This window comes from Flavobacterium sp. AJR, from assembly GCF_002156885.1.
Taxonomy (GTDB): domain Bacteria; phylum Bacteroidota; class Bacteroidia; order Flavobacteriales; family Flavobacteriaceae; genus Flavobacterium.
This window is the reverse complement of record NZ_NCWQ01000053.1, coordinates 24,449-50,850: the sequence shown is the minus strand read 5'-3', so window position 1 is coordinate 50,850 and position 26,402 is coordinate 24,449. Positions and strand designations below refer to the sequence as shown.

Sequence of the window (26,402 nt, the reverse complement as noted above, 5' to 3'; positions counted from 1 at the left end):
TAATTTTTGACACTCTTGGAAATTTCCTTAGAATAGACAAATAAAAATGTAATTATATAATACCATTCTAAAAGCTCTGAAATTTAATTTCGGAGCTTTTTTTTAAGTCTGTGGATGAAAAGGAACGCGGATAAAACAGATTCGCTAAAGCGAAAACACAGATAAAAGCAGATTTTAAAAGTTTAAATTTGTGAAAATTTGTGCAATTTGTGGTAGAAAAAATTAACCGAAAAGTTTGCAAAGAATTACGCAAAGCACGCAATCCCAAAGCATCGGGATAATCTGTGGATGAAAAGGAACGCAGATAAAACAGATTCGCTAAAGCGAAAACACAGATAAAAACGGATTTTAAAAGTTTAAATTCGTGAAATTTGTAGCTGAAAAATTAACCGCAAAATTGCCTTAGTCTTAGTTTCTTTGCAGCTCAGAACCTCAGCGCCTTTATCCCTTTGAAACTGAGAGTCAAAAGTGCAAAAATTAGGTTTGCGAATGTCAGGCTGCGCGGAGTCGAAGCCCCGCAAGTAACTAACATAAAGTTTTTCTTAAATTGCGGAGCCACTCGCGGAGATTCCTCAATTCTTCGGAATGACAAGATTGGGGTTATGTTGTGATCAAGTCTTTGTCCCTTTGAAACTTTGCAACTTTAAACCTTTCTTAGCGCATCGATAGAAAACCTTTGCATCTCTTAATTATCGAGTTTCTCGCGGAGACCCTTCTTTCATCAGGGTGACAAGATTGGGGTTATGTTGTGGTCAAGCCTTTGTCCCTTTGTCTCATTGTAACTTAGAACCTCAGCACCTTTGAAACTTTGCCTCTTAGCACACTACTAACACCACTCGCATTTTTAACAGTCAATGTTCCGGTATAAGTTCCCTCAGCAGTTCCCCCAGGCACATTAATCTTAATTGGACTGGCAGGTAATGCTGCATCTGTAACGGCTGCAAAACTATTTGTTGGAGAAGAATCCCAAACAATACTATAAGAGACAGGAGATCCTGTTGTTGCACTATAACTTAATGCTGCTCCTTGCGCAGAAACTCTTGAACAAACAGCATTTGTTGATTCTGCTGCTGTTATTGTTGGTGGTAGTACTACATCATTCACTTGTATTGTTACTGCTAGATCCGTTTTACAAGTTCCGCTATAAATAGTCAGTAGTCCAACATAGGTTCCTGACGGGACATTTGGAGATATTTCAATTGTATTTATCACGCCTCCGCCTGGAGCTGCAGTGAATGGAGTTAAACCTTGGTTTTGTATTGGACTGTTAGTGGAAATAACATTCCATTTAACAGAATACTCTGTAGGGTTTCCTGTAACTGCAGTATATGCTAATGATGTTGTTTGCGAACTGGTACTTGTAAAAACTGGTGTAATTTCTCCATTTGTTGTAATTGTAGGAAGTGGATTTACAGTTACTGTAAAAAGTGAGCCTGCACTACTAACACCACTCGCATTTTTAACAGTCAATGTTCCGGTATAAGTTCCCTCAGCAGTTCCCCCAGGCACATTAATCTTAATTGGACTGGCAGGTAATGCTGCATCTGTAACGGCTGCAAAACTATTTACAGGAGAAGAATCCCAAACAATACTATAAGAGACAGGAGATCCTGTTGTTGCACTATAACTTAACGCTGCTCCTTGCGCAGAAACTCTTGAACAAACAGCATTTGTTGATTCTGCTACTGTTATTGTTGGTGATGCTACAGCATTAACTACTAATGATACTCCCTGAGATACCATACAAGATCCGCTATAAATATCCATTCTTCCAATATAGGTTCCCGGCGGAACATTTGGAGATACTTGAATTGTATTTATTACACCTCCGCCCGGAGCAGAAGTGAATGCAGTTAAATCTTGATTTTGCATTGGACTATTACTTGAAAAAATTTTCCAATTAATAGAATACTCTGTAGGGTTTCCTGTAATTGCAGTATATGCTAATGATGCTGTTTGCGAGCTGGTACTTGTAAAAACTGGTGTAATTTCTCCGTTTGTTGTAATTGTAGGAAGTGAGTTTACAGTTACTGTAAAAAGTGAGCCTGCACTACTAACACCACTCGCATTTTTAACAGTCAATGTTCCGGTATAAGTTCCCTCAGCAGTTCCCCCAGGCACATTAATCTTAATTGGACTGGCAGGTAATGCTGCATCTGTAACGGCTGCAAAACTATTTGTTGGAGAAGAATCCCAAACAATACTATAAGAGACAGGAGATCCTGTTGTTGCACTATAACTTAATGCTGCTCCTTGCGCAGAAACTCTTGAACAAACAGCATTTGTTGATTCTGCTGCTGTTATAGTGGGTGCTTCAGGGTTAATTACTATTGATACTTCCTGAGCTGCTGAGATACAAGTTCCATTGTAAATAACCAAACTTCCAATATAGGTTCCAGGCGGAACATTAGGAGATACTTCAATTGTATTTATTACACCTCCGCCGGGAGCAAAAGTGAATGAAGTTGTACCTTGATTTTGCATTGGACTATTACCTGAAAAAACGTCCCACTCAATATAATATCCTATAGGATCTCCTGTAACTGCAGTATATGTTAATGATGCAGTTTGCGAGTTCGTACTTGTAAAAACTGGAGAAATTGTTCCATTAGTTGTAATTGTAGGTTTTTCATTTATAGGCACAGTAAAAGATGAGCCTGTACTAACTACGCCACTTGCATTTTTCACAGTCAATGTTCCCGTATAAGATCCTCCAACAGTTCCCGCAGGAACATGAATATCGATACGGCTTTCAGGTAATGCTGCATCAGTAACTGCTGCAAAACTATTTGCTGGAGAAGAATCCCAAACAATACTATAAGTAACTGGAGAACCCGTTGTTTCACTATAATATAAATTTGTTATTCGCTCTTCATCAGCTGGACAAATAGGAAAGGTTCCGTCTGATATGGTTATAGTAGGTAAATCCTCTACTGTTACAGTTGTTGCCACAGAATTTACTACTGCACAATCCCCACTTTGTACAACAGCTCTAAACTGTGTAGTTTCTGTTAATACGCCTGAAGTGTACGTAGTATTTGTATTTGCGATATCAACCCATGTCGTAAACGGATTTACAGATGACTGCCAGTTAACAACCGATCCTGTATGACCGGATAAAGTCAGTAAACCACTTGTGTTTCCATAAGTAATTGTTGTTCCGCCAGTTACTGTTCCACCAACTGTTGGCGGATATATTGTTATAGACACGGGATATACAGAACCGCAAGATCCATTTTTTAATATCAATGATCCTTGATAGGTTCCTGGTAAAGCATTTGCTGATACTTCGATTTGAAATGTATTAGGAGTTGAAGTAAAAAGATGTGGAGTATCAGGAATATCTACTAAGAAAGCTGCATTTGCTTCGTTATCCCAATTAACTGCATAGCTTGTAGGACTTCCAGTAGTAGCACTATAAGCTAAATCTGATATTTGCGAGCCTGCACAAATCGCAGAGAATATTCGAGTTGATGTAATTTTAGGAATTTCATTTATAGTTACAGTAAAAATTGAACCCGTACTAACACCACCATTTGCATTTTTCACAGTCAATGTTCCCGTATAAGTTCCCACAGCTGTTCCGGCAGGAACTGCAATCGTAATTGGACTAGACGGTAATGCTGCATCTGTAACTGCTGCAAAACTATTTGCTGGAGAAGAATCCCAAACAATACTATAACTAATTGGAGATCCCGTTGTTTCACTATAACTTAACGGTGTATTTTGCGCACCCACAATTGAACATCGAGATCCAGCCGAAGCTGACGCTGTTATAGTAGGTAAAGCCTCTACCGTTACAGTTGTTGCAGCAGAATTTACAACCGGACAAAATCCTGTTCGTACAACTGCTCTAAATTGTGTAGTTTCTGTTAGTACTCCTGAAGTGTAAGTTGTATTTGTATTGTCAATATCAACCCAAGCCGTAAACGGACTTACTGATGACTGCCACTTAACAACAGATCCTGTATGACCTGATAAAGTCAGCAAACCACTTGTCTCTCCGGAATTAATTGTTGTTCCGCCAGTTACTGTTCCACCAATAGCTTGCCCAATTATTGTTATCGTTACCGTAGATGCAGAACTGCAAGATCCACTTTTCACTATAAATGATCCGTTATAGGTTCCCGGTAAAGCATTTGCAGGTATTTGAATTGGGATTCCTCCACTTGAAGCAAAATTATATGAAGTATCAGGGATATCCGCTAACAAAGCTGCATTTGCTGCGTTATTCCAATCAAGGGCATAACTTGTTGGATTACCAAAAGAAGCAACATAAAATAAAGTTGATGTTTGTGAATTGCCGTTTGCACAAATTAGAGAAAGTACTCCATCTGATATAATTGTAGGAGTTTCATTTATAGTTACAGTAAAAACTGAACCTGTACTTATACCACCGCTTGCATTTTTTACCGTTAATGTTCCGGTATAAGTTCCGGCGGCAGCTTCGGCAGGAACTGCAATCGTAATTGGACTAGATGGCAACACTTCATCTGTAACAGCTGCAAAGCTATTTGCAGGAGAAGAATTCCAAACTATACTATAGGTAATTGGAGCTCCCGTTGTTGCACTGTAACTTAGAGCTGTACTTTGTGCATCATCACTCGTACATACACTATTTGCAGCTAATCCCGTTATAGTGGGTAAAGGCACTACTGTAACCGTTGTTGCAGCAGAATTTGCTGCAGCACAAGCACCACTCAGAACAACTGCTCTAAATTGCGTAGTTGCTGTTAATGTTCCTGAAGTATAAGTTGTATTTGTATTTGCAATATCAACCCATGTCGTAAACGGACTTACAGCTGACTGCCACTTAACAACAGATCCTGTATGGCCTGATAATGTTAGCAAGCTACTTGTACTTCCTGCATTAATTGTTGTTCCGCCAGTTACTGTTCCCGCAACTGTTGCAGGCGAAATAATTACTGTGGCTGTATTATTAGCATTAATAGTTGAAGAACAAGACTGAGAAGTGATTTTGTTTACTGTTATGGTACTAGAACCTACAGTATTTAATCCTACTGCCGTAAAGACCCCGGTTCCTGCTGTACTTACTGTTAAATTTGCTGTTAATGCTATAGCACTGGGATTACTTCTGTTATAAGTCACTATGTAATTACCAACCGGTAATGATGATGCGCCAGAAGTTAACGTTACTGTTGATGTTGTACCATTAGAAGTACACACATTAGTGGCTGTTGTACTGGTAACATTATAAGTGGGGCACGTATAAGAAATAGTTAGCTGACCTGCGGCACCAGATCCACCAACTTGAGATGCACCTAATGCAGAATTTATTGCCCCACCGCCACCGCCACCTGGAGATGAACCAGCTTTCCCGGGTGCAGTACTCAAAATTATACTCGATAACGCCGCGCCTCCCGCACCTCCTGCGTTAGCTCCCATACCTCCAGGTCCCGAAGAAAGCAGCAATGATAATAGTGATGAATTACCATTACCACCCGATGAACCAGGTAAACGAATTGCTCCTTTAGAATTAGCAATTGTTCCTCCAATTCCCCCTGCAGGTGTTCCACCTGCATTGTTTGCTCCACCACCTGAACCACCAGCGGCTAAAAATAAAGATTCATAACCTGTAATAGTAGAGTTGCCTCCTGCTGAACCATTGGCTCCGGAAGTTCCGGAAGTCTGACCAGCCACTACCACATTTAAGTTTGCTCCGGGAGTAACTGTAAGTGCAGCACTTGCAAAAGCACCTCCGCCTCCACCAGCAGCACCTCTTCCAAAAAGCAATCCGGCACCACTTGCACCACCACCAGATCCGCCTCCGCCCCATGCAGTAACATCAATAGTGGTTACACCATTAGGAACAGGAAATATCCCATTGTTGGTGTACGTTTTCGTCGATCCTGCTTGGGACCACGAATAAGAACTAATAAAGACGAGTAATAAAAATAATTTTAATTTCATAATAGTAGGTTTTAATAATGAAAAAAATCAGTTAATTATTTGGGATAAAGGGTATTTATAAGAAGGTGGTATTAAAAGAAATAACATAATTAGATTGAAGATTAATCTACAGTATTTTCTTTTCTTGAATCAATCACAATGACTTGACATACAGGCTATTGCAATAATACATTGGTAAAATTAACATAATATTTCTGTAAATAATTATATTATTATGCAAATTATTGTGTCGTTCAACGAATAAATATTTTTTTTACTAAATATTTAACACGTTAAATATCAATACATTAAAAATATCATTTTGTTACAAAAAAAGCTGCTTCAGCGTAAGGTATTAAGTTGTTGAAGTTTTAAGTGACAAAGGCGCAAAGGCTAACTTTGCCCATAAACTAACCGTAACATTGTCTATCCTGAAGCAGGAAGACACGAGCGATAACAACCTGGAGAAGCATTCTCCACGAGTAGCTCGGCAATTATTGTGGAGTTTCTTGTGGAGCCCCCTCGTTCCTCGGGGTGACAAGATTGTTTGAAGAAGGGACAAAGGGGCTGAGAGACAAAGGTGCAAAGGCTTGGATTACGCGTAAAACAACCATAATCTTGTCAGGCTGAGTGGAGTCGAAGCCCGCGTATAAACCGTTACTTTCTTTTCATAATAAAAAAAGCCCTAACAAGTTTTAAAATCTTGTTAGGGCTATGCCTTTCTATTTATTATTTTTATTTGTAAATCAGATATTTTGCTCTCATTTTTTTGAAATCTCGCAAACCATCTTTCCAACTGTTTCTAATTTCTTCTTCGGAGGTTCCAGCTTCTATTTGTTGTTGCAATTTTTCATTTCCAGCTCGTATAGAGAATTTTCTTTTATCGAAGAATTTAGACTTATCAGCAGTTGTTTGATATGCCTTAATCAGCCATTTAATTTCTAGTTTATTAATTCTAGGAATTGCCGACAAATCCTCCCCATTACATTCTACACCATTATATAAAGGGTCTTTATCTCCAAAATTTGGTTTTGGAGTAAATGCAAAATCGCTTTTTGGCAAATAAGGAGAACCGTATATCTGAAATTGTTTCTCAGTCCCACGTCCCATACTTATATTAGTTCCTTCAAAAAGGCATAAACTAACATATAAATTGATAGACTGATCATTAGGTAAATTAGGCGAAGGTCGCACTGGCAGACTATAACTCATGGTTCTATTATAATTCAGACACGGGATAACAGTCAGTTTACATTGAATTCCGTCTTTAAGCCATTTTTCTCCATTAATCATTTTAGCTTCTTCGCCTAAAGTCATTCCGTGTAGCAAAGGAGTTCGGTGCATTCCAATTCCGCTTTGAAACGCAATGTCCAAAACAGGACCATCTACAATACCAATATTCGGATTCGGGCGATCTAATACAATTAACGGAATATTATTCTCGGCACATGCTTCCATTATTCTATGCATTGTAGAAACATACGTATATAATCGTGTTCCTACATCTTGCAAATCAAAAACCATGATGTCAATTCCTTTTAATTGCTCAGCATTTGGTTTGTTATTTTTCCCGTAAAGGGAAGCAATCGACAATCCTGTTTTGGTATCGATTTCATCAGATACGTGTTCGCCAGCATCGGCAGTACCACGAAAACCATGTTCTGGTGCAAAAATGGTTTTTATCTTTACTTTCTTTTCAACCAAAAAATCTACCAGATGGGTTTTCTCATCAATAATTCCTGTTTGATTGGTTACAATACCAATAGTTTTCCCTTTCAGTAAAGGCAAATATTCAGTATAGTTTTCTGCGCCTGTTTTTATTTTTTGCGCAAAAGAAACTGTTGTAATTAATACGCATATTATGGTTAGTTTTTTCATAGGGTTTATTTGTTTTATAATATTTTTTTATGCCACAGATTAAAGGATTAAAAAAAATGTTTCACGCAGATTTAGTAGATTTAAGCCGATTAACACAGATTGTATTTTGCCACTAATTTTTGTTTCTCGCAGATTCTGCAGATTTAGGAGATTTACATTATAATAAATTGTTTCACGCAGATTTTACAGATTCTGGCAGATTTAATTTAAATTTTATAATCTGTGTTGATCTGCTTAAATCTGTAAAATCTGCGTGAAAAACTTAGCGTCAACAAAACAAAAATCATTTTTAATCTGTGACTAACTTTTTTTAATTATTTATTTGTTTCCAAATCTTCGGGCAAAAATCATCTTTATACATTAATCTATTAGTTCTTGTAGGGTTTACACGATTGGTAAGAATAATTAGGAACCTATTATTATCGGGATTCAAAAAGAAAAATGTTCCTGTGAAGCCTGTATGTCCAAAATCATTTTTATTATAAAATGCATCAGGTTTTCGTTTATCAAAACCAAGTCCGCGATAAATTCCTTCTTTGGCGAGTGGTGAGTTTGTAAATGTGGTAACCTCCTTTGCTTTTAGAATTTGCTTTCCTTGATACTTCCCATTGTTAAGCAACATCTGGCAAATTACCGAGATCGATTGTGCATTGGCAAACAAACCTGCATTCCCGGAAACTCCACCTAAAATAGCCGCAGCTTCATCGTGAACATATCCTTTGATGGTATCTTTTCTGAAAAAATTATCAATTTCGGTTGGCATTACATTTTGCTCCGAAGTCCATTTTAAAGGATTATATCCAATTTTTGAGATTCCTAATTCAGCATAAATTTTATTCGCCAGTTGATCTAATTTTTTACCTGTATTTGTCTCCATCATTTGTTGCACAAGGATCAGGTTTAAATCGCTGTACAAATACTTACCACGAGGATTGGTATTGGCAACAGCAATTTTTGCATAAACCGTTTTATAAAACTCTGGATTTATCCACATATTTTTATAGACTTGTACATAATTCTCTTTAGGTTCAAAAGAGAGATAATTTGCATCATAAACAATATTCTTGTTTACATACATATTATCGAATAAATCAGGATAGTTCTCAGACTTTTCTTTGCTTAACAAAGGAGATCCATCTGGTGTAGACAGCAAACTTTGATAAAAAGTAATACTAGGCGTTAGTCCTGATGTATGCGTAAGTAACTCAAAAAGGGTTAAATCGGCAATAGCCGTGTTTTTATACATAGGAACTACTTCTCCCAACTTATCATCTAAATTCATTCTGTTTTCTCCAACCAAACGCATTGCAACGAGCGTAGCTCCCAAAACTTTAGACATAGAAGCTAAATCGTACACGTCGCCTGTTTTTACTAACTCTTTTTTTGAATAATCGTGATATCCATAATTTTTCAAAATGAAAACAGAATCTTTGCTACCTACAATAATTTGTGCTCCAGGGAAAAATCCTTTTTCGAGCGCATTATTCATCATCGAATCGATGTAAACTTCATTTTGCTTTGTATCGAAAGATTTTATTGAACTTTTTAGAGAATGGCAACTAATCTCTAGAAGTATCAAAAAAACAAGTACAATTTTAACTCCTATTTTCTTCATGTTCTTTATGGATTAACTCTCAAGTCCTGACCTGCCATAAGAGGCTCGTTGTTGGTTCCTGTGATCATTATTCTAACTGCTTTTACAGGTTTCTTTGGGTAGATGGAAGCATTCCCATAATCAAAAATATCTCCTTTTTCAAAATCAATTCCGTTATACGAATATTCTACATAACCATCATTTACAATAAATCTTGGGTGATGTGGAATTCCTGTCAGCACATCAATTTTTGAAGAAACAACAGGATTGGTAAAAGTGTATAAAATCCAGTCACCACTTACACACGGAACATCGGTACGCAAATAAGTCTCTTCATTATAATCTTCTAATCTTGAAATTGGGAATTTAGGATTTTCAGCCATTGATGAGGTCACTTTTACCTCTGGTTCCAGATAAGGTGAACAATTGAATTTTACCTTAGCCGAAGATGCTGTAGCCTCTTTATTATCTACAGTAAAATCTAAACGATAAGTGTTTTTATCATTATAATTATCAATCACAAATCGCAAACGAGGTTTGGATTTCAGCGTTTTTTCTTCTGAATAAGTTTGGATTAATTTATCATTTTCATAAAGTGAAACCGATTTAATAACTCCATTACTAGCCTCATCTGCAGTTGGATTAAAAGTTAGATACCAAATCCCGCTTTTATCAACATGCTCCGTAATATTCTCTGAAATATTTAAAACCTCAACTTTTGATGTATTCCAATTTGCAACTGGTAATTTCTCAACTTTTACCGCAGGACTTGCTGAATCTTCATTAAAGAAGGTACGGAACAGGTATTGCTCGTAATTCTTAGTCTGGATTGGTCCAGTATATAAAGGGGACTGTCTCGTAGGCTCGTTTCCTTGCGCATCATAACGTACAACAGCTCCTTCATAAGGTGGTGTTACTGTAATCGTTCCGCTTTTGTAAATTGCCGTTGGCGGAAAATCTCTAAAAGCAATTCCCATATTAGCCAAACGTTGCAAATGACTATTGGTAAGTCTTCCATAAAAATTATCCCAATTTTTATCTTCTTTTTTAGACCATCCAATCTCCGACAAAGCACTAATTCTTGGGTAACTTTGGTATTCTACAAATCGTGTCGGACGATCAAGATATTCACTCCACAAAGCACCTTGAACTCCTTTTATCAATTTTTGTTGTTCGGGTGTTAAATCGTTGTCTGGAATTGGCTCAAACGAATAAGCTCTTTTTGTATCTGTAATAGCTGCCCAACGATGACCACGCTCATTTTCGGACTGTGCCATGTCAAAATAAGTAAATTGCCCTGGCATCATAACAGTTTCATATCCTTTTTTAGCCGATTCAATTCCGTAGCTTATTCCCTGCCAAGCACTAATTAAAGTGTTTGGATTTATCTCTCCTCCTTTTAAAATTTCATTCCAGCCGGCTGTTTTTTTATTGTATTTTTCTACGATTTTTTCTACACGTCTAAAGAAATAATTCTGAAGTTGGAAAGTATCTGTGTAACCTTCTTTTTCCATCAGCGCTTTACATTTTGGGCAATGTTCCCAATTGGCTCTATTTACCTCATCTCCTGCAACATGAATATATTCAAAAGGAAACATTTCTGAAACTTCTCTAATTATAGAATCTAAAATTTGATAGTTTTCTTCACGCCCCACACACCATACATTTTTTACTTCTCCCTGAACACTTTTTGTTTCCTGAGTCGTAACACATCCTATTTCTGGATATGCTGCCGTTACAGCACGAGAATGTCCCGGAATTTCGATTTCAGGCATGATTGAGATTCCACGTGCTGCTGCATAAGCCACAACTTCTTTCATATCAGCTTGGGTATAATAACCGCCGTAACGTTTGTTTCCTGAACCATAAGATGGCAACAATACTTCTCCTGGTCCTCTCCAGGCTCCTTTTAAGGTTAAATCTGGCATTGATTTAATCTCGGCTCTCCAACCGTTATCATCGGTAAGATGCCAATGAAAAACATTCATCTTGTGTGCTGCTAACCAGTCGATATAATTCTTAACCGTTTGCTTATCAAAAAACTGTCTTGAACAATCAAGCATCATTCCGCGCCATTCAAAACGAGGATAATCTTCTATTTTCACAAACGGAATTGTTCCTTTTTTCACCTCTTTGGCAGTGCAAATTTGTAATAAGCTTTGAAGTCCGTTTAAGACTCCGTTTGAAGATTTTCCTTTTATAACCACTCCTTTTTTAGTTACGCTCAATTCGTAACCATCATTAGGAAGATTTAATTTTTCATCTACTAAAAATGATATTCCATCTTTTTTATTTCCTTTTCCAATAGAAACAATCGGTTTAATTCCTGTAGTTGCAAAAAAATCACTCCCTATATAATGGGCACTTTTTTGCAACTTTTTGTCTACAACAATTTGTACTGATGAAGGAATTACAAATGTTCCTTCTTTCTGTTCTGTTTTTACTGGTTGCGGAATTATATCGAGTTTCTGAGCCTGTAATACATTCAGGGAACTCAGGAAAACTGCGATTAGTAGCATACTTTTTTTCATCTTTTCTGGTTTTTTGTTTTGTTAAAATTGTATTGGAATACTTTCCGTTTGTGTGGTACTCAAAGCGGTAATGGCATAAATATATTTTTCAAAATTAGCATTTGACACTTCTAATTTTGTGGCTGTGGTTACATAGTAAATATTCTCAGGATTAGAGAAATCGGTTATTTTTCCTTTAGCAAATCTATATATCACATATTTTTTATTGTTCAATCCAGCTTTCCAGGTAAGCAGTCCTTTATCTCCGCTTTTAGCAATCGTAGCGTTTATTGGCGGCTGTGGTGTTATTCTTGTAATTCTGTTTGCTTCGGGTGTTAACGCGATATATTTATATTGTTTTTCGATAATCGGTTTTCTAAGCGTATCTCCTTTTTTTAGAAAATTATTTGCTGTAAAATACATGGAACCATCTAGTAAAGGCAGAGACCGAACCATTTCTATTTGCTTCACAATCTGGTCTGGACTTCTCCACTCTACTTCGTTTGCTGTTTTCGAAAGCTTATAAACTCCGTGACCTACATATACATTTGCCCCGTATTTATGTTTTGCCCACCATTTTGCCAAAACTTCAAAATTAGCTCTGTCAAAACCAATGTGCCAGTATATTTGAGGTGTTACATAATCTATCCAGTTTTCTTTTTGCCATTTTAAAACATTGGCATACAAATCATCATAATTTGTAGCTCCCGCCATAGTGTGGGACCCTTCTGAATCTTTGGCAATATTTCGCCATACTCCAAAAGGTGAAATTCCGAATTCGACCTCTGGTTTATTTGCAATTATAGTATCTCGTATTTGTTTGATTATCAAATCGACATTATCCCTTCTCCAATCGTCTTTGTCTTTAAACTGTCGAGGCTCTTTGGCAAATGCAACCTGATCATGAAATTCTTGTCCAGCAATTCTATATGGATAAAAATAATCGTCCATGTGTATCGCCTGAATATCATAATTTCGAACTATTTCGCCCACCACAGAAGCAACAAAATCTCTGGTCTCTTTGTAACCCGGATTAAAATATCTCGTATTTCCGTAAGTAAGGAATAGCTCTGGTTTCTTAAAATATAAATGCGTTTTTGCTAGCACATTCTTAGCCGTATCTTTTTGTACACGATACGGATTTAGCCAGACATGTACACTCATTCCTCTTTTTCCCGCTTCGTCAATCATTAATTGCAATGGGTCAAAACCGGGAGCAACGCCCTGAGTTCCGGTTATCCAATGTGATGCAGGTTCTTTGGTCGATTTGTAATAGGCATCTGCCGTAGGGCGAATTTGAAAGATTACGGTATTCAGATTATACGACCGTAAATTATCCAGAATTGTTATCATTTCGGCTTTCATCACTTTGTCTGATAAACCTGGTTTTGAAGGCCAATCGATATTATCTACAGTAGAAATCCAAGCTGCCCGCATTTCTCTTTTTGCTGGTTGCTGTCCAAAAAGATTGGCTTGAAACAACAGCACTAGAATTAAAATTTTTAAGATTTTCATAAATTCTATTTTTGGTTAGTTATTTTGGTTTTGTATTCGTGTTGAAACTTTAAACGCAAAGCTCACAAAGATTTACGCAAGGTTCGCAAAGTTTTCATTTAATCTATATAATCTTTTATTGTTTCTCTCGCAGATTTGGCAGATTTAGCAGATTCAATTTATGTAATTCGAGGCGAAAACCTTTACAACATAAACTTACTCTAACAAATAAACTCCACCTTCTATAAGTGATGTCCAAACTTTTCCCTGATCATCAACTGAAAATCCGTTTACGCTCGAGCTTCCTAAATTGATTTGTTTTATAATCTCAAATTTCTCTGCATCAACAATAACGACTTCTCCTTTTCGGCTTCCTATATATATTTTATTATTGTTTTCTACTATTGGCGCTGGATTATGTTCGTACCCTAGTTTTAAATCTAAAATCTTACTTTGACTAATCAAATTTTCTTCGGTTAATTCTAGATTATCGCTTAATGGTAATCTTAACAATTCTCCATTCATTGTTTTTGCATAAAACCATTTTCCGTCTTGACTTTTTCCCATCGATTCTCTGACTTTCCACTTAGAGGTTCTTAAAAGAGTTTTACCTGTTTCGATATCCAGAATAGTCAAAAAACGTTCTGGTGTAACAAAGTAAAGTCTGCTTTTTGACGACACTACATTTACATTTCCAGCCGAATACAAAAGCTGATTTATATTGCCATTATTCCATCGCCAAATAAGTGATCCTGTGTTTTTATTTAAGCAATAAACATTGGCATCCCACGAACCAAAAATAATTTTATCCCCTTGTATCAATGGAGTTCCTTGCGAATACGATTGTGGTAAATTATTCTTCCAGATTACCTGTCCACTAACGGCATCAATGCATATAAACGCTGTAGAGCTTGCTGTATAAATTTTATTATTTTCGACAATTGGCGAACCTACCAAAACTCCACCTACAGGAATCTTCCATTTTTGTTTGCCTGATTCTGTATTAAATCCTAACAGATTTCCTTCTATCGTGCCAATAACAAGATTGTTTTTTACAATAATTGGGGAGAAATAAATAGCATTTCCTGTTTCTGTTTTCCAATTCAGCGTTTTGTTTTTCAAATTAACCGATTGTATCTCGCCAATAGAATTGGTAAAATAGAGGCTTCTTTTATCAAAACAAGGAACACTATAAATTGATGCAATGTCTTTTACAAATGGAGGAAAATTAGTTTCTAGATTATCTTTTGGAATTTCAATTTTTGAAGGTTTTGTTGGAACTGAGAAATTAAAAATACCTGGTTTGTCTATCATTTTCTGATAAACACTAATGCTATCATTACTGATTACAACCTCGTTATAGCTTCTGGTTTTTCCATCGCGAGAGGTAATCGATGCTCCCATAATACCGCTTAGACCAGAGAAATCATATTTTTTTAAGGTGTGTCCGTGACCACAAAAACTAACAACTGTAGGGTATTTTTCTAAAACAGAAAGTACTTCTTTATAATTACTCACACTATTATCTAATGGATAATGCGCAAAGTTCAATACTTTTTTATTGCTATTTTTAAGACTGTCTTTTAATGTTTGGTCAAGCCAAAGAACGTCTTCATGCTTTACAAAACCATCACCCATTTTCATATAAGGTCCACACGGAAATCCGATAAAAAGATAGTCGCCTTTTGAAAAAACAAATCGATCGTTACCCCATATTTTTTTATAAGTCAAACCTGCGCTTTCACTCCAATTAGTTTCGTGATTTCCTGAGATTACATAATACGGAATTTTCAATTTAGCCAGAATAGAATGCACTTGTTTTAGTTCATCATCTGCTCCACGATTCGTTAAATCTCCTGTTACTACAACAAATTCATTATCCGAATTATTGATTTCTTTTATAATATCTTGCAACAAAAAATCATTTTCGTTTCCCACAGAAACATGCAAATCTGTAAGTTGCACAAACTTGATATTTCCTGATTTTTCTGCCTTTTGAGAAAACCCTGATGCAATTATAAAAATCAATAATATTATGGAAAATGAATGTTTCATAAAACAATTATAAATCTATTGGTTGTAATTATTATCTTAATCTGTTGGTTTTAATTATTTTAACACATAGAAACATAGACTTTTGACTCTCATAAAAGGCGTTTCACTTATTTTAAATGCACATAGCTAGCTATGTGAAAGAAATGTATTTCTTTTTATATTCTTTTTTACACATAAAATCTATGTTTCTATGTGTTAAATTAAATTTCCATAATACACTCAACAGATTAATATTGTCTTATATGCACTACGGTATGTTCCTATATTATGTGCAATCGTTGTGTTAGACGTACTGCGGTGCGTCTCTACAGAAAACCTTTGAACCTTTGAACCTCTGTCCCTTTGAACCTCTCTCAATTATTAAAAAAATTATAGAAAAACAGCAATTGAAATTTTAAGGAATTCTCCCAATATTCAATATTATGTTTTCCTGGACGTTCTATATAATCATGATTTATTTTTAGACCGAGCATCTTCGTGTGAAGTTCTCTGTTTACATCAATAAAAAAATCATCTACTCCACAATCGATAATAAGCTTTAGATTGTTGTTTTCTACTAATCCAAGCATATTTACTACTGTGTTTTTCTCCCAATTTTCAGGGAATTCAGTTATAGAACCTAAACGTTTTTTTATATCCCACTTTTCAGGAAACGGACGAAAATCTACTCCTCCACTCATACTCCCAGCTGCTCCAAAAACATCCTGATGTTTAAACGAGAGATACAATGCTCCATGTCCGCCCATACTAAGACCTGATATAGCTCTGCCTTCACGACTTGCAATCGTTTTGTAATTTTTATCTATAAAGGGAACTAACTCATTTACAACATAAGTTTCATATTTTAAAGTGGAATCTATTGGACTATCAAAATACCAGCTTGAATAATTCCCATCAACACCAATTGCTATAAAACCATATTTATCAACCTGTTCTCCAACGTTTTTAAAACTTTTTACCCAAGTTGCATAATTTCCGCTATACCCATGAAGCAGATAAACTACGGGGAATTTTTTCTTGCTTTTTTTATAATTATCAGGAACTATTACACACGTCTTTATGTTTTTATTCATCGAAGCGCTAAACACTTGTATCGTGTCAATCTTAGCTGCTTTGGCAGAAAAAAATAGAAATACTAAGAGTAATGTGTAGATTGTTTTTTTCATAGAATTATGGTTTCTTTTGGTTAAAAAGAGGCAATAACTTTTCTTCAAAATGTATGAGATTTTTTATTTCTGATACATTTTGACAAAAAAATATAACGGGTTAAATGATTAACTTTCTTTCTTTTAAGTTCTTATTTCACTGACTTTAAAGCTTGAGCTAAAAGGTAACTCACAATTAAATAAAACTATTTTAACCATGTAAGTGATATAAGTCCATTTAAGTTTTATGCTGATTAGTCATGCTTATATTTTCTTACATCACTTACATGGTTAACTTTTTTTGTTACAATTTTATTTCTTTAATAAAACTCAAAAAATATAAAATTTAGATTCGAGAAATTTACTTCAAACAATCCCTCAAAATCGTCACTGGGTGCATTGCTTTTCTATTGGTTCCGTCAAAAATCTGGTGACGGCAACTCGTTCCTGCAGCTGCAATTGCAGTTGTTGCTTCGGTTGAACGAATTTTTGGGAACAAAGTATCCTCACCCATTTGCATACTGATTTCGTAATGCTCTTTTTCATATCCAAATGAACCTGCCATACCACAACAACCTGAATTATAAATGGTAACCGAACTATTTTTAGGCACATTGAGCATTGCAAAAGAAGCTTCGACAGTACTTAATGATTTTTGATGACAGTGTCCGTGAATTTTTATTGTTTTCTCTACATTCGAAAATTGTCCAGAATGAATTTTTCCTGCTGTTATTTCTCTCTTAAAGAACTCTTCGACTGTAAATGTATTTTTCGATAATTTCTCGGCACTTTCTTTGTCTTTTGCCAATCGAATGTATTCATCTCTAAAAGTTAAAATAGCAGATGGTTCGATTCCTATAAGGGGTATATTTTCTGAAATTAAATCTTTAAAAATACCTACGTTTTTATTAGCGATTTCTTGTGCTTCTTCCAAGAATCCTTTAGATATAAATGCTCTTCCGCTTTCTTCGTGGTCCACAATTATTACTTCATAGCCTAATCCTGTCAGCAATTCATAGGCATCTATCCCAACTGGAACATCATAATAATTGGTAAACTCATCACAAAAAAGATAGACTGCTCCATTTGCAAAAGGACTATTTACTGTTGATTTTTTATTTTTTTCGTACCACTTTCTAAAAGTTGTTGGTGCTAATAATGGAACTTGTCTTTGAGAAGCAATTCCCATACTTTTTTTAACCAAGCCCAAATTGGCAACAAAATTTGTCATGGAAGGTGCTATACTTCCTAGTTTGTTAAGTTTAGAATTGAAAGCAAATATTTTATTGCGAACAGAAAATCCGTTTGCTTTTTGGTATTGATATAAAAACTCCGATTTTAAAGTCGCTACATCTACATTGCTTGGGCATTCGCTTGCGCAGGCTTTACAGCTCACACACAACTCAAATACTTTATATAATTCTTCGTGGTCAAATTTATTGTCTTTCTCTGAATGGGTTAAATATTCTCTCAGTGCGTTGGCTCTGGCGCGAGTCGTATCTTTTTCATTTCTCGTAGCTCGATAACTAGGGCATAAAGTTCCTCCTGCCGAAGGTAACTTTCTGCAATCGCCTGAACCGTTACATTTCTCGGCTGCACGCAAAATCCCCATACTGTCCGAGAAATCCTGAATTGTTTTAATATCTGGTTCTACTCTTCCTGATTCTACCCGCAGGTTTTCGTCCATTTTAAAAGCGTTCACAATTTTTCCAACATTCAGAATTGTATGTGGATCAAAAGCACTTTTAATTCTTTTTAATAATTCGTAATTCTTTTCGCCTATCATAAATGGCAAAAACTCCCCACGAACAATTCCGTCACCGTGTTCTCCACTTAGCGAACCTCTATATTTTTTTACCAAAACAGCCACTTCGGTAGCAATGTTTCTAAATTGGTGTAATCCTTCTTTTGTTTTTAAATTTAAAACGGGACGCAAGTGTATTTCTCCCGCTCCTGCATGTGCGTAATAAATAGCACTTTGCCCATGTCTTTCCATCATAGCAGAAAAATCGGCTATATAATTAGGCAAATCACTTAGTTCAACCGCTGTATCTTCTATAGAATCGGCAGCTTTATCATCACCAACAATACTTCCTAAAAGTCCAAGTCCTGCTTTTCGTAAGTCATTTATTTTATCAATATCGGTTCCATAAATTTTAGGCAAAGCATACCCAAAATTATTTTCTTCAAGATCTTTAATTAAAGCATCTGCTTGTCGTTCGGCATCTTCCATACTATCGTGTGATCCTACTTCGAGCATAATAACTGCCTTTGGTTCTCCCACGATAAAAAACCTGTTTTTAGCTTGTTCCCTATTGGTTTTAGTACAATCTAATATTGTATCATCCATCATTTCGCAAGTGTACAAATGATGTTTCATTGCAGTAACTACGGCCTCTAAACTTTCCTGAATGGTATGGAAATGTGCCACAACCATAACATTATTTGTTGGTGGTAAATCATCTACTTTCAGTGTGATTTCTGTGGTAAATGCCAGAGTTCCTTCACTTCCGCAAAGTAACTTTCCTAGATTTATTGTGTTTTCTGTACCCGAAAACAAGTCTGATTTTAATAATAAATCAATGGCATATCCTGTATTTCTTCTATGAATTTCAGGTTTTGGAAATTCTTTTACAATTTCTTCCTGGTTTTCTTTATTCGAAAGTTCTTCATAAATCGCTTTGTAGATTTTACTTTCCAGCGAATCTCCTTTTGTCTTTTCTATAAATTCCTCCGAAGTCATTTCCTTAAATACAACAATGCTTCCGTCGCTTAAAACAGCTTTTATTTCAACTATTTTATCACGGGTTACTCCATAACGTATTGATGTTGTTCCCGATGAATTATTTCCTACCATTCCGCCAATCATACATCGATTTGTGGTCGAAGTATTAGGTCCGAAAAATAATCCGTGTTGTTTTAAATACAAATTCAGTTCATCGCGAATTACTCCGGGCTGAACTGTTATGGTTTTCTTAGCAGCATCAAAAGCAACAATCTTAGTAAAATGTTTCGATACATCTACAATTATTCCGTTTCCTACCGTTTGCCCTGCCAAAGAAGTTCCTGCCGTTCTGGGCGTTATTGAAATTTTATTTTTTGCTGCAAAGCGAATAATTTTAACAATATCTTCTTCTGTTTTTGGAACTGCTACTGCTTGTGGTATAATTCTATAAGCAGATGCATCAGTGGCATATAATTTTTTATGAAGCTCGTCATAAAAAAGAGTTCCTTCTAATGAATCGGATAATTGCTGTAATTGAAGAGTATCAGACATTTAATATGATATTGCTATTATTTTATTATTGTATTTCAAAGTGTTTTTTCACTTTGCAAGTTAGCAAGATTAGACCTAACTTCTTTTAAAAAACGTCAGGTCTGCGGTACAAAATCTTGCAGGATTATAATCATTTGTTGGAAATCTATATTATAATTTATTAAACTAACACAAATTATTAGTAATCAAAACGTTTAAAAGCTTCGATTGCTTCGTATTCGGCAAGTCCTAATTCATCATATAAAATGGCTGTGTTTTTATTACGATCTTCGGCTCTAACCCAGAATTCTCTTGAGTCATTCCCTTGAAACATTACTCTGTCTTTCTGAGATTGGTGGTATAAAATTGCATGACGTTTCAATAATACTTCTGATGGGCTTAAGGGTACTGCCATATCTATTTCGTGAATATCCCATTCATGCCAAGCTCCTCTATATAACCATAACCAGCAATCATTCATATAAAGTTCTGACTTTAATTCTTTCATTGCTGCAAATATCGCATTCAAACATACTTCGTGCGTCCCGTGTGGGTCTGCTAAATCTCCTGCTGCAAATACTTGATGTGGTTTTATTTTGGCAATAATATCCTTAACGATAGCAATATCTTCAGTACCTAACGGATTTTTCTTTACTTGACCTGTTTCATAAAAAGGAAGATCAAGGAAATGAGTGTTTTCATCTTTTAAACCAATATATCTTGTGGCTGCATACGACTCACGCCTTCTTATAAGTCCTTTTAATTTTCGAACTTCCAAAGAATCAATTTGATTTTCTGTCTTATTATTTAGAAAATTAATAACTGATGAAAAATTAACTCCTTCGATCTCTTTTCCAACAAAATCGCTACATACTTCGGCAAACTTTAATGCCTCATCATCTGTAACAGCAATATTTCCGGAAGTTTGATATACTACATGTACATCATGTCCTTGTTTTATTAATTTAGAAAATGTTCCTCCCATCGAGATAACATCATCATCTGGATGTGGACTAAAAAGGATTACTCTTTTCTTAGCCGGATTGGCTCTCTCTGGGCGATGTGAATCATCTGTATTTGGTTTACCTCCTGGCCAACCCGTGATAGTATGCTGCAAAACATTGAACATATTAATATTCAAATCGTAAGCAGAACCTTCTTGTGCCAAAAGATCTGACATACCATTATTATTATAATCTCTGTCGGTAAGTTTTAATATAGATTGTTTGGTTTCTCTACAAAGCCAAACGATTGCTTTACTTTTTAATTCTTGTGTCCAGGTACATCCGCCTACTAACCAAGGGGTTTCAAATCGTGTTAATGCAGATGCTGAAGATTTATCTAATACAAAAGTAGCATTAGAATGATTTTGCAAGAATGTAGCAGGAACTTCTGAGCTTATATCTCCTTGAATAGTTCTCTTAATAATTTCGGCTTTATTTTGTCCCCAAGCCATCAAAACAATTCTTTTAGATCTAAGAATCGTAGAAACTCCCATTGTGATTGCTCTTTTAGGAACATTATCGATACCATTAAAGTCTGATGAAGCATCGACTCTGGTAATATGATCTAGGGTTATAATTCTGGTTCCTGAATTAATGTGTGATCCTGGCTCATTAAATCCTACGTGTCCTGTACGACCAATTCCCAGAAGCTGAAAATCAAGCCCTCCGGCTTCTTTTATTTTCATTTCATAATCAACACAATATTGATTAAGTTCTTCTAAAACAACTGTTCCGTCTGGAACATTTACATTTTCTGGTTTAATATCTATGTGGTTAAACAGATACTGATGCATAAAATAATGATAGCTCTGACGGTTCTCTTTAGTCATTGGATAATATTCATCCAGATTAAAAGTAACTACATTGTAAAAACTAAGACCCTCTTCTTTGTGCATTCGAACTAACTCTTCGTATACTTTTATAGGGGATGAGCCTGTTGCCAGACCAAGTACACAAGTTTTATTCTTGGCTTGTTTTGAACGTATTAATTCGGCTATTTCCTGAGCAACTGCTTTTGAACCTACAATTGAATTGTCAAAAATCACATTATGATTTTTCTCAAATCGGGTTTCTTCAAATTTGCCAGGTATGTCGTAAGCCAAAGAAGTATTGGTTTTCATAATATATCTCTTAGTTAAAAAATTAGTTTAACAAATATATACAAAAAACAAAACGAATACATTATTTTGCGTTATTTAACAAAATTAAATTAAAATACCGTAAAATAACGCAGAAATTACTGATTGAATCTCAAATTACAACACAAAAACCCCTGATTTTCTATATTCTTCCAGCGTTGGATCTTCTGGATCAAGGTTTGTAACAATAGTATCGAGCTGGCTAAGTTCGCAAACAACATGAGGCATTTTAGTATTTAATTTATTCGAAGAAAACATCGAAACTACTCTGTCAGAAGACTCTATCATTGCTTTTTTAACAATAGACACTTCATACCCTATCTCTGTTAATCCTTGTTTTACATTAATACTACTGGCTCCAATAAAACAGATATCGGCTTTAATCTTAGACAAAACCTGGATTACATCCATGCCAATAGTAACCATTGCGTTTTTTTGCATTTTTCCACCTATAAATATTAAATCTATATTAGGATGCTGTGATAATTGCATCGCTATTGGTAAGCTATAAGTATAGATTGTAGCCTTTAAATCGGAAGGGATTAGCTTCGCAAACACAAGATTGGTGCTACCTCCGCTCATTATAATGACCTGTCCATCATGCAATAATGACAACGCTTTTGTGACAATTTTTTTCTTTTCTTCTTCTGCCGATATGACAATATCAAAAACATCAACAGATTTTTCTGTAGGCTGTATAGCACCTCCATAAACTTTCTCAAGAAGATTCTTACTGTCTAATTCATTCAAATCTCTCCTTATAGTGTCTTCTGACAGATCTAGAGCTAAAGCCAAATCCGTCGTAACAACCTTTTGTTCTTCAAGGAGTTTAGTCATTATGTATTTATGTCTTTCGGCTTTCAGCATTTTTTAAAAATTAAAAATTCAGGGCAAATATATCAAATAATTCAATTCAAAAGCTGAGGACTCCTTAGTATATGCAATAGTTTGCATATTTTGATTCTCCTATAGACCTTATAGGGTATTACTACGTAAAAACTGCATTGTTTTGCGTTATTTTAGTTAATTTTTGAAAATAAATATAAAATACCGCATTTATATGCAATAAATAAATATATTTGCTCAACAACCATTAAAAAAACCAAATTATCATGAAAAAATTATTCCTTATTTCATTGTTGGTTTTGTTCATTCAAGTAACATTTGGGCAAACAAAAACAATAACCGGAACTGTAAAAAACAAAGCGGATGGGATTCCTATTCCTGGAGTGAGTGTCCTTATTCAGGGAACTGCAAAAGGTAGCTCTACTGATTTTGATGGTAACTACAGTATCGCAATATCACCAGGAGAAAGCCTTAGCTTTAGCTACATGGGTTTTGAAACTAAGGTGGTAAAAATAGAGGGACAACAAAAGGTTAATGTTGATCTTTCTGAAACCGCTTCAAAATTAGACGAAGTAGTTGTCGTAGGGTTTTCTTCTCAGAAAAAAACCAACGTAACTGGTGCTGTTGCGTCTATAGATGTTGCTAAAACTATTGGCAGCAGACCTTTAACTGATATAAGCAAGGCATTACAGGGTACTACACCTGGTGTAAATGTTAGTTTTAACTCAGGAAATATTAATCGTATGGCAAAAATAAACATACGTGGATCTGGAACTGTAAATGATAACGGCTCTGACGATCCTTTAATATTGGTTGATGGAGTTCCTACAGATTTATCTCTTATCAACCCTAATGATGTAGCAACGATGACAGTACTTAAAGATGCAGCTTCGGCTTCTATCTATGGTGCTCGTGCCGCTTTTGGGGTAGTACTTATTACAACAAAAGGAGGAAAAACAGGAGAAGGAAAAGTTAGATTTTCTTATAGCGGAAACACTGCTTTTACCAACCCGATTTCTACATTACAATTCTTAGACCCTACAGACGAAATTCCTGGACTAATTGCTGCAGGAACGCGTACTGATGGTTCTACACCAGAATTTTTTGGAGCAAATTACAACACTTTACTTGCCGGAATTAAAACCTGGAAAGAGAAATACGCAAACAATCGTACTAGCAATGAAATGGTTTATGGTGAAGATTGGGAAATTAAAAATGGTACACCTTATTTCTATAGAGTTTGGGATGCTAATAAAGAAATGTATGCAAAAGATGCGCTTCAAACTTCTCATAATTTCTCTGCTCAAGGTAATCTGGGAGATAAAAGTTCATTCTTTGCTTCGTTTGCAATTACAGACCAACAAGGTATGTTAAGAGTAAATCAGGAAACTAGAAAGAGAACAAATATCAATTTAGGATTTACTACAAAATTAACGGATTGGCTTACAGCAGATTTCAAAGTAATGACTATTCGCAGTACTTACGATCAGCCATTTAACTATTATGGTGGTTCTGGTACTGATGATACAAAATATGGAGGTTATTTTGGTTATGCACTTCGTTGGGGACAATATACTCCAAACTTCGGAACCTATAGAGGATATAATTTCCGTACTGCCGGAGGGTATTTATCTAATGCGTCTATGAACGAAAATGATCAATACAATAACAGGTTAAGTGCAAAATTTACAGCCGAAGTTATAAAAGATCTTAATATAATTACTGAGATAAGCAGTGTTACTGATTATTACTCCAGAAAACAAAACGGAGGTAAATTTCAGGCTTGGGATAGCTGGTCATCTATGCCATACGACGCTACAACAATACAAACAGCTACACCTGCAACTCTTGAAGCAGGAAATGATTTTGTAGCACAATCAAAAGCAGAAACAAGAACAAATGTTGTTAATATTTATGCGAACTATAAAAAGCAATTTAACAAACATAATTTAAAATTCTTAGGAGGTTTTAACTCAGAGTGGCAAGATTTCTCTCGTACGTATGCAAGAAGAAATACACTTTTAGACAAAACAAAACCAGAATTTAACCTTGCTGTAGGAGAACAATTTGTTTCTGGAGCTACAAATACTGATTTGAATCCAAATGTAACAAGCTATTCTATTGCAGGTTTCTTTGGTCGTGTAAATTATGATTATAACGGAATTTACTTATTAGAATTAAATGCTCGTTATGATGGTTCTTCTAAATTCCCTACAGACCAACAATGGGGATTCTTCCCTTCGGCATCTATAGGATACAAAATTGCTAATGAAAGTTTTATGGAAGGTACACGCGGATGGTTAAACGACCTTAAATTACGTGCATCTATGGGATCTATTGGAAACCAAAACATTGGTAACAATGCTTTCTTATCTATAATGAAAACTAAAAATCCTTCGTGGATAAATGGTGGAGCCGTATTACCTCCTTCTACAGATTTGCCAACTAACGTTGACCCAGCATTAACTTGGGAAAAAGTATATACTAAGGATGTAGGTATAGATATTAGAATATTTGATATGCTTGGCGCTTCGTTTGACTGGTACCAACGTGATACAAAAGGAATGCTTGCTCCAGGTATTACGCTTCCAGGTTCATTTGGTCAAACTTCTGCTCAAACAAACTCAGGAAACATGAGAACAAGAGGATGGGAATTGTCTTTGAACTTTAATAAAAATATTAGCGAAAATGCTTCGGTATTTGTTGATGTGGCTTTATCAGATTTTAAATCGGTGATTACAAAATGGAATAATACTTCTAAACTACTAGGCTTAGTTTCACCTGGTGTATATCCTTATTATGATGGTTACGAAATTGGTCAGATCTGGGGTTTAACAAGTGATAGACTTTTACAATCTAGTGACGTGTTTACTAATAATGGTAAAACGGTAAATGGTGTTGATTATTCTAAAACTATGCTTGGTAATTTTAAATACGGACCTGGTGATGTACATTATGTAGATACAAATGGTGATGGTGTAATATCACGTGGAGCAGGAACTGCAGACGATCATGGAGATTTAAGTAAAATTGGTAACTCAACTCCTCGTTACAAATACGGAGTAACTTTAGGCGGAAAACTCTATGGACTTGATATTTCTGGTTTCTTCCAAGGGGTAGCTAAACGTGATTATTGGGCTGCCTCAGATGCTGTTTTACCTTTCTATCGTGCACCTCAACAAATGTATGCAAACCAATCTGACTATTGGACACCTGATAATACTGAAGCTTACTGGCCAAATCCTTATTATGGTAACGAATCGACAGCTTTTGGTGGTGCTACTAATGGTATGAATAACTTCGTAACTCAAACAAGATACTTACTTAATATGTCTTATTTACGCCTTAAAAATGTTACTCTTGGTTATTCTTTACCAAAAGAATTCATCAAAAAAGCAGGATTAGAAAAATTAAGAATATATGCTTCGGGTGAAAACTTAGTGACTTGGGCAGATAGCCGTCTTCCTGTAGATCCTGAACTTGACGAATCAGAAATCTTCTGGGGAAGAGCTTATCCTTTTACCAAAACATGGTCTTTTGGTGTTGAGCTATCTTTCTAATACTAACAATT

General features: G+C 35.6%; 11 protein-coding genes. 1 reads left to right on the top strand and 10 read right to left on the bottom strand.

Annotation, left to right across the window (positions count from 1 at the left end):
- Positions 1–783 precede the first annotated feature (783 nt).
- The 10 genes from B8T70_RS14550 to B8T70_RS14505 form a co-directional block, all read right to left on the bottom strand.
- Positions 784–5,931, bottom strand: a complete 5,148-nt coding sequence (locus B8T70_RS14550; RefSeq protein ID WP_086895302.1) for a hypothetical protein — start codon at positions 5,929–5,931, stop codon at positions 784–786.
- 714 nt (positions 5,932–6,645) lie between these two features.
- On the bottom strand, positions 6,646–7,788 hold the full coding sequence (locus tag B8T70_RS14545) for an exo-beta-N-acetylmuramidase NamZ domain-containing protein (protein WP_086895301.1): 1,143 nt from the start codon (positions 7,786–7,788) through the stop codon (positions 6,646–6,648).
- Between the two features lie 310 nt (positions 7,789–8,098).
- A complete protein-coding gene (locus B8T70_RS14540; RefSeq protein WP_086895300.1) occupies positions 8,099–9,403 on the bottom strand; it encodes a serine hydrolase in 1,305 nt (434 codons plus the stop codon).
- Between the two features lie 5 nt (positions 9,404–9,408).
- Positions 9,409–11,913 carry a beta-N-acetylhexosaminidase gene (locus tag B8T70_RS14535; RefSeq protein WP_086895299.1) on the bottom strand — a complete coding sequence of 835 codons (2,505 nt, stop codon included), beginning with the start codon at positions 11,911–11,913 and terminating at the stop codon, positions 9,409–9,411.
- 21 nt (positions 11,914–11,934) lie between these two features.
- Positions 11,935–13,407 carry a glycoside hydrolase family 10 protein gene (locus tag B8T70_RS14530; protein ID WP_086895298.1) on the bottom strand — a complete coding sequence of 491 codons (1,473 nt, stop codon included), beginning with the start codon at positions 13,405–13,407 and terminating at the stop codon, positions 11,935–11,937.
- A 195-nt stretch (positions 13,408–13,602) separates the two neighbouring features.
- Positions 13,603–15,441: a PQQ-binding-like beta-propeller repeat protein gene (locus tag B8T70_RS14525; RefSeq protein ID WP_086895297.1), complete on the bottom strand. Its 1,839-nt coding sequence runs from the start codon at positions 15,439–15,441 to the stop codon at positions 13,603–13,605.
- Positions 15,442–15,794: 353 nt separating this feature from the next.
- Positions 15,795–16,607, bottom strand: coding sequence for an alpha/beta hydrolase family protein (locus B8T70_RS14520; protein WP_086895296.1), 813 nt, complete (start codon positions 16,605–16,607; stop codon positions 15,795–15,797).
- A 340-nt stretch (positions 16,608–16,947) separates the two neighbouring features.
- Positions 16,948–19,863, bottom strand: coding sequence for an FAD-binding and (Fe-S)-binding domain-containing protein (locus B8T70_RS14515; protein ID WP_086895295.1), 2,916 nt, complete (start codon positions 19,861–19,863; stop codon positions 16,948–16,950).
- 178 nt (positions 19,864–20,041) lie between these two features.
- Positions 20,042–21,967, bottom strand: a complete 1,926-nt coding sequence (nagB, locus tag B8T70_RS14510; protein WP_086895294.1) for a glucosamine-6-phosphate deaminase — start codon at positions 21,965–21,967, stop codon at positions 20,042–20,044.
- Between the two features lie 135 nt (positions 21,968–22,102).
- On the bottom strand, positions 22,103–22,852 hold the full coding sequence (locus B8T70_RS14505) for a DeoR/GlpR family DNA-binding transcription regulator (protein ID WP_039119817.1): 750 nt from the start codon (positions 22,850–22,852) through the stop codon (positions 22,103–22,105).
- A gap of 245 nt (positions 22,853–23,097) precedes the next feature.
- Between B8T70_RS14505 and B8T70_RS14500 the strand changes: the two genes are divergently transcribed.
- Positions 23,098–26,391: a TonB-dependent receptor gene (locus B8T70_RS14500; protein ID WP_039119815.1), complete on the top strand. Its 3,294-nt coding sequence runs from the start codon at positions 23,098–23,100 to the stop codon at positions 26,389–26,391.
- Positions 26,392–26,402 lie beyond the last annotated feature (11 nt).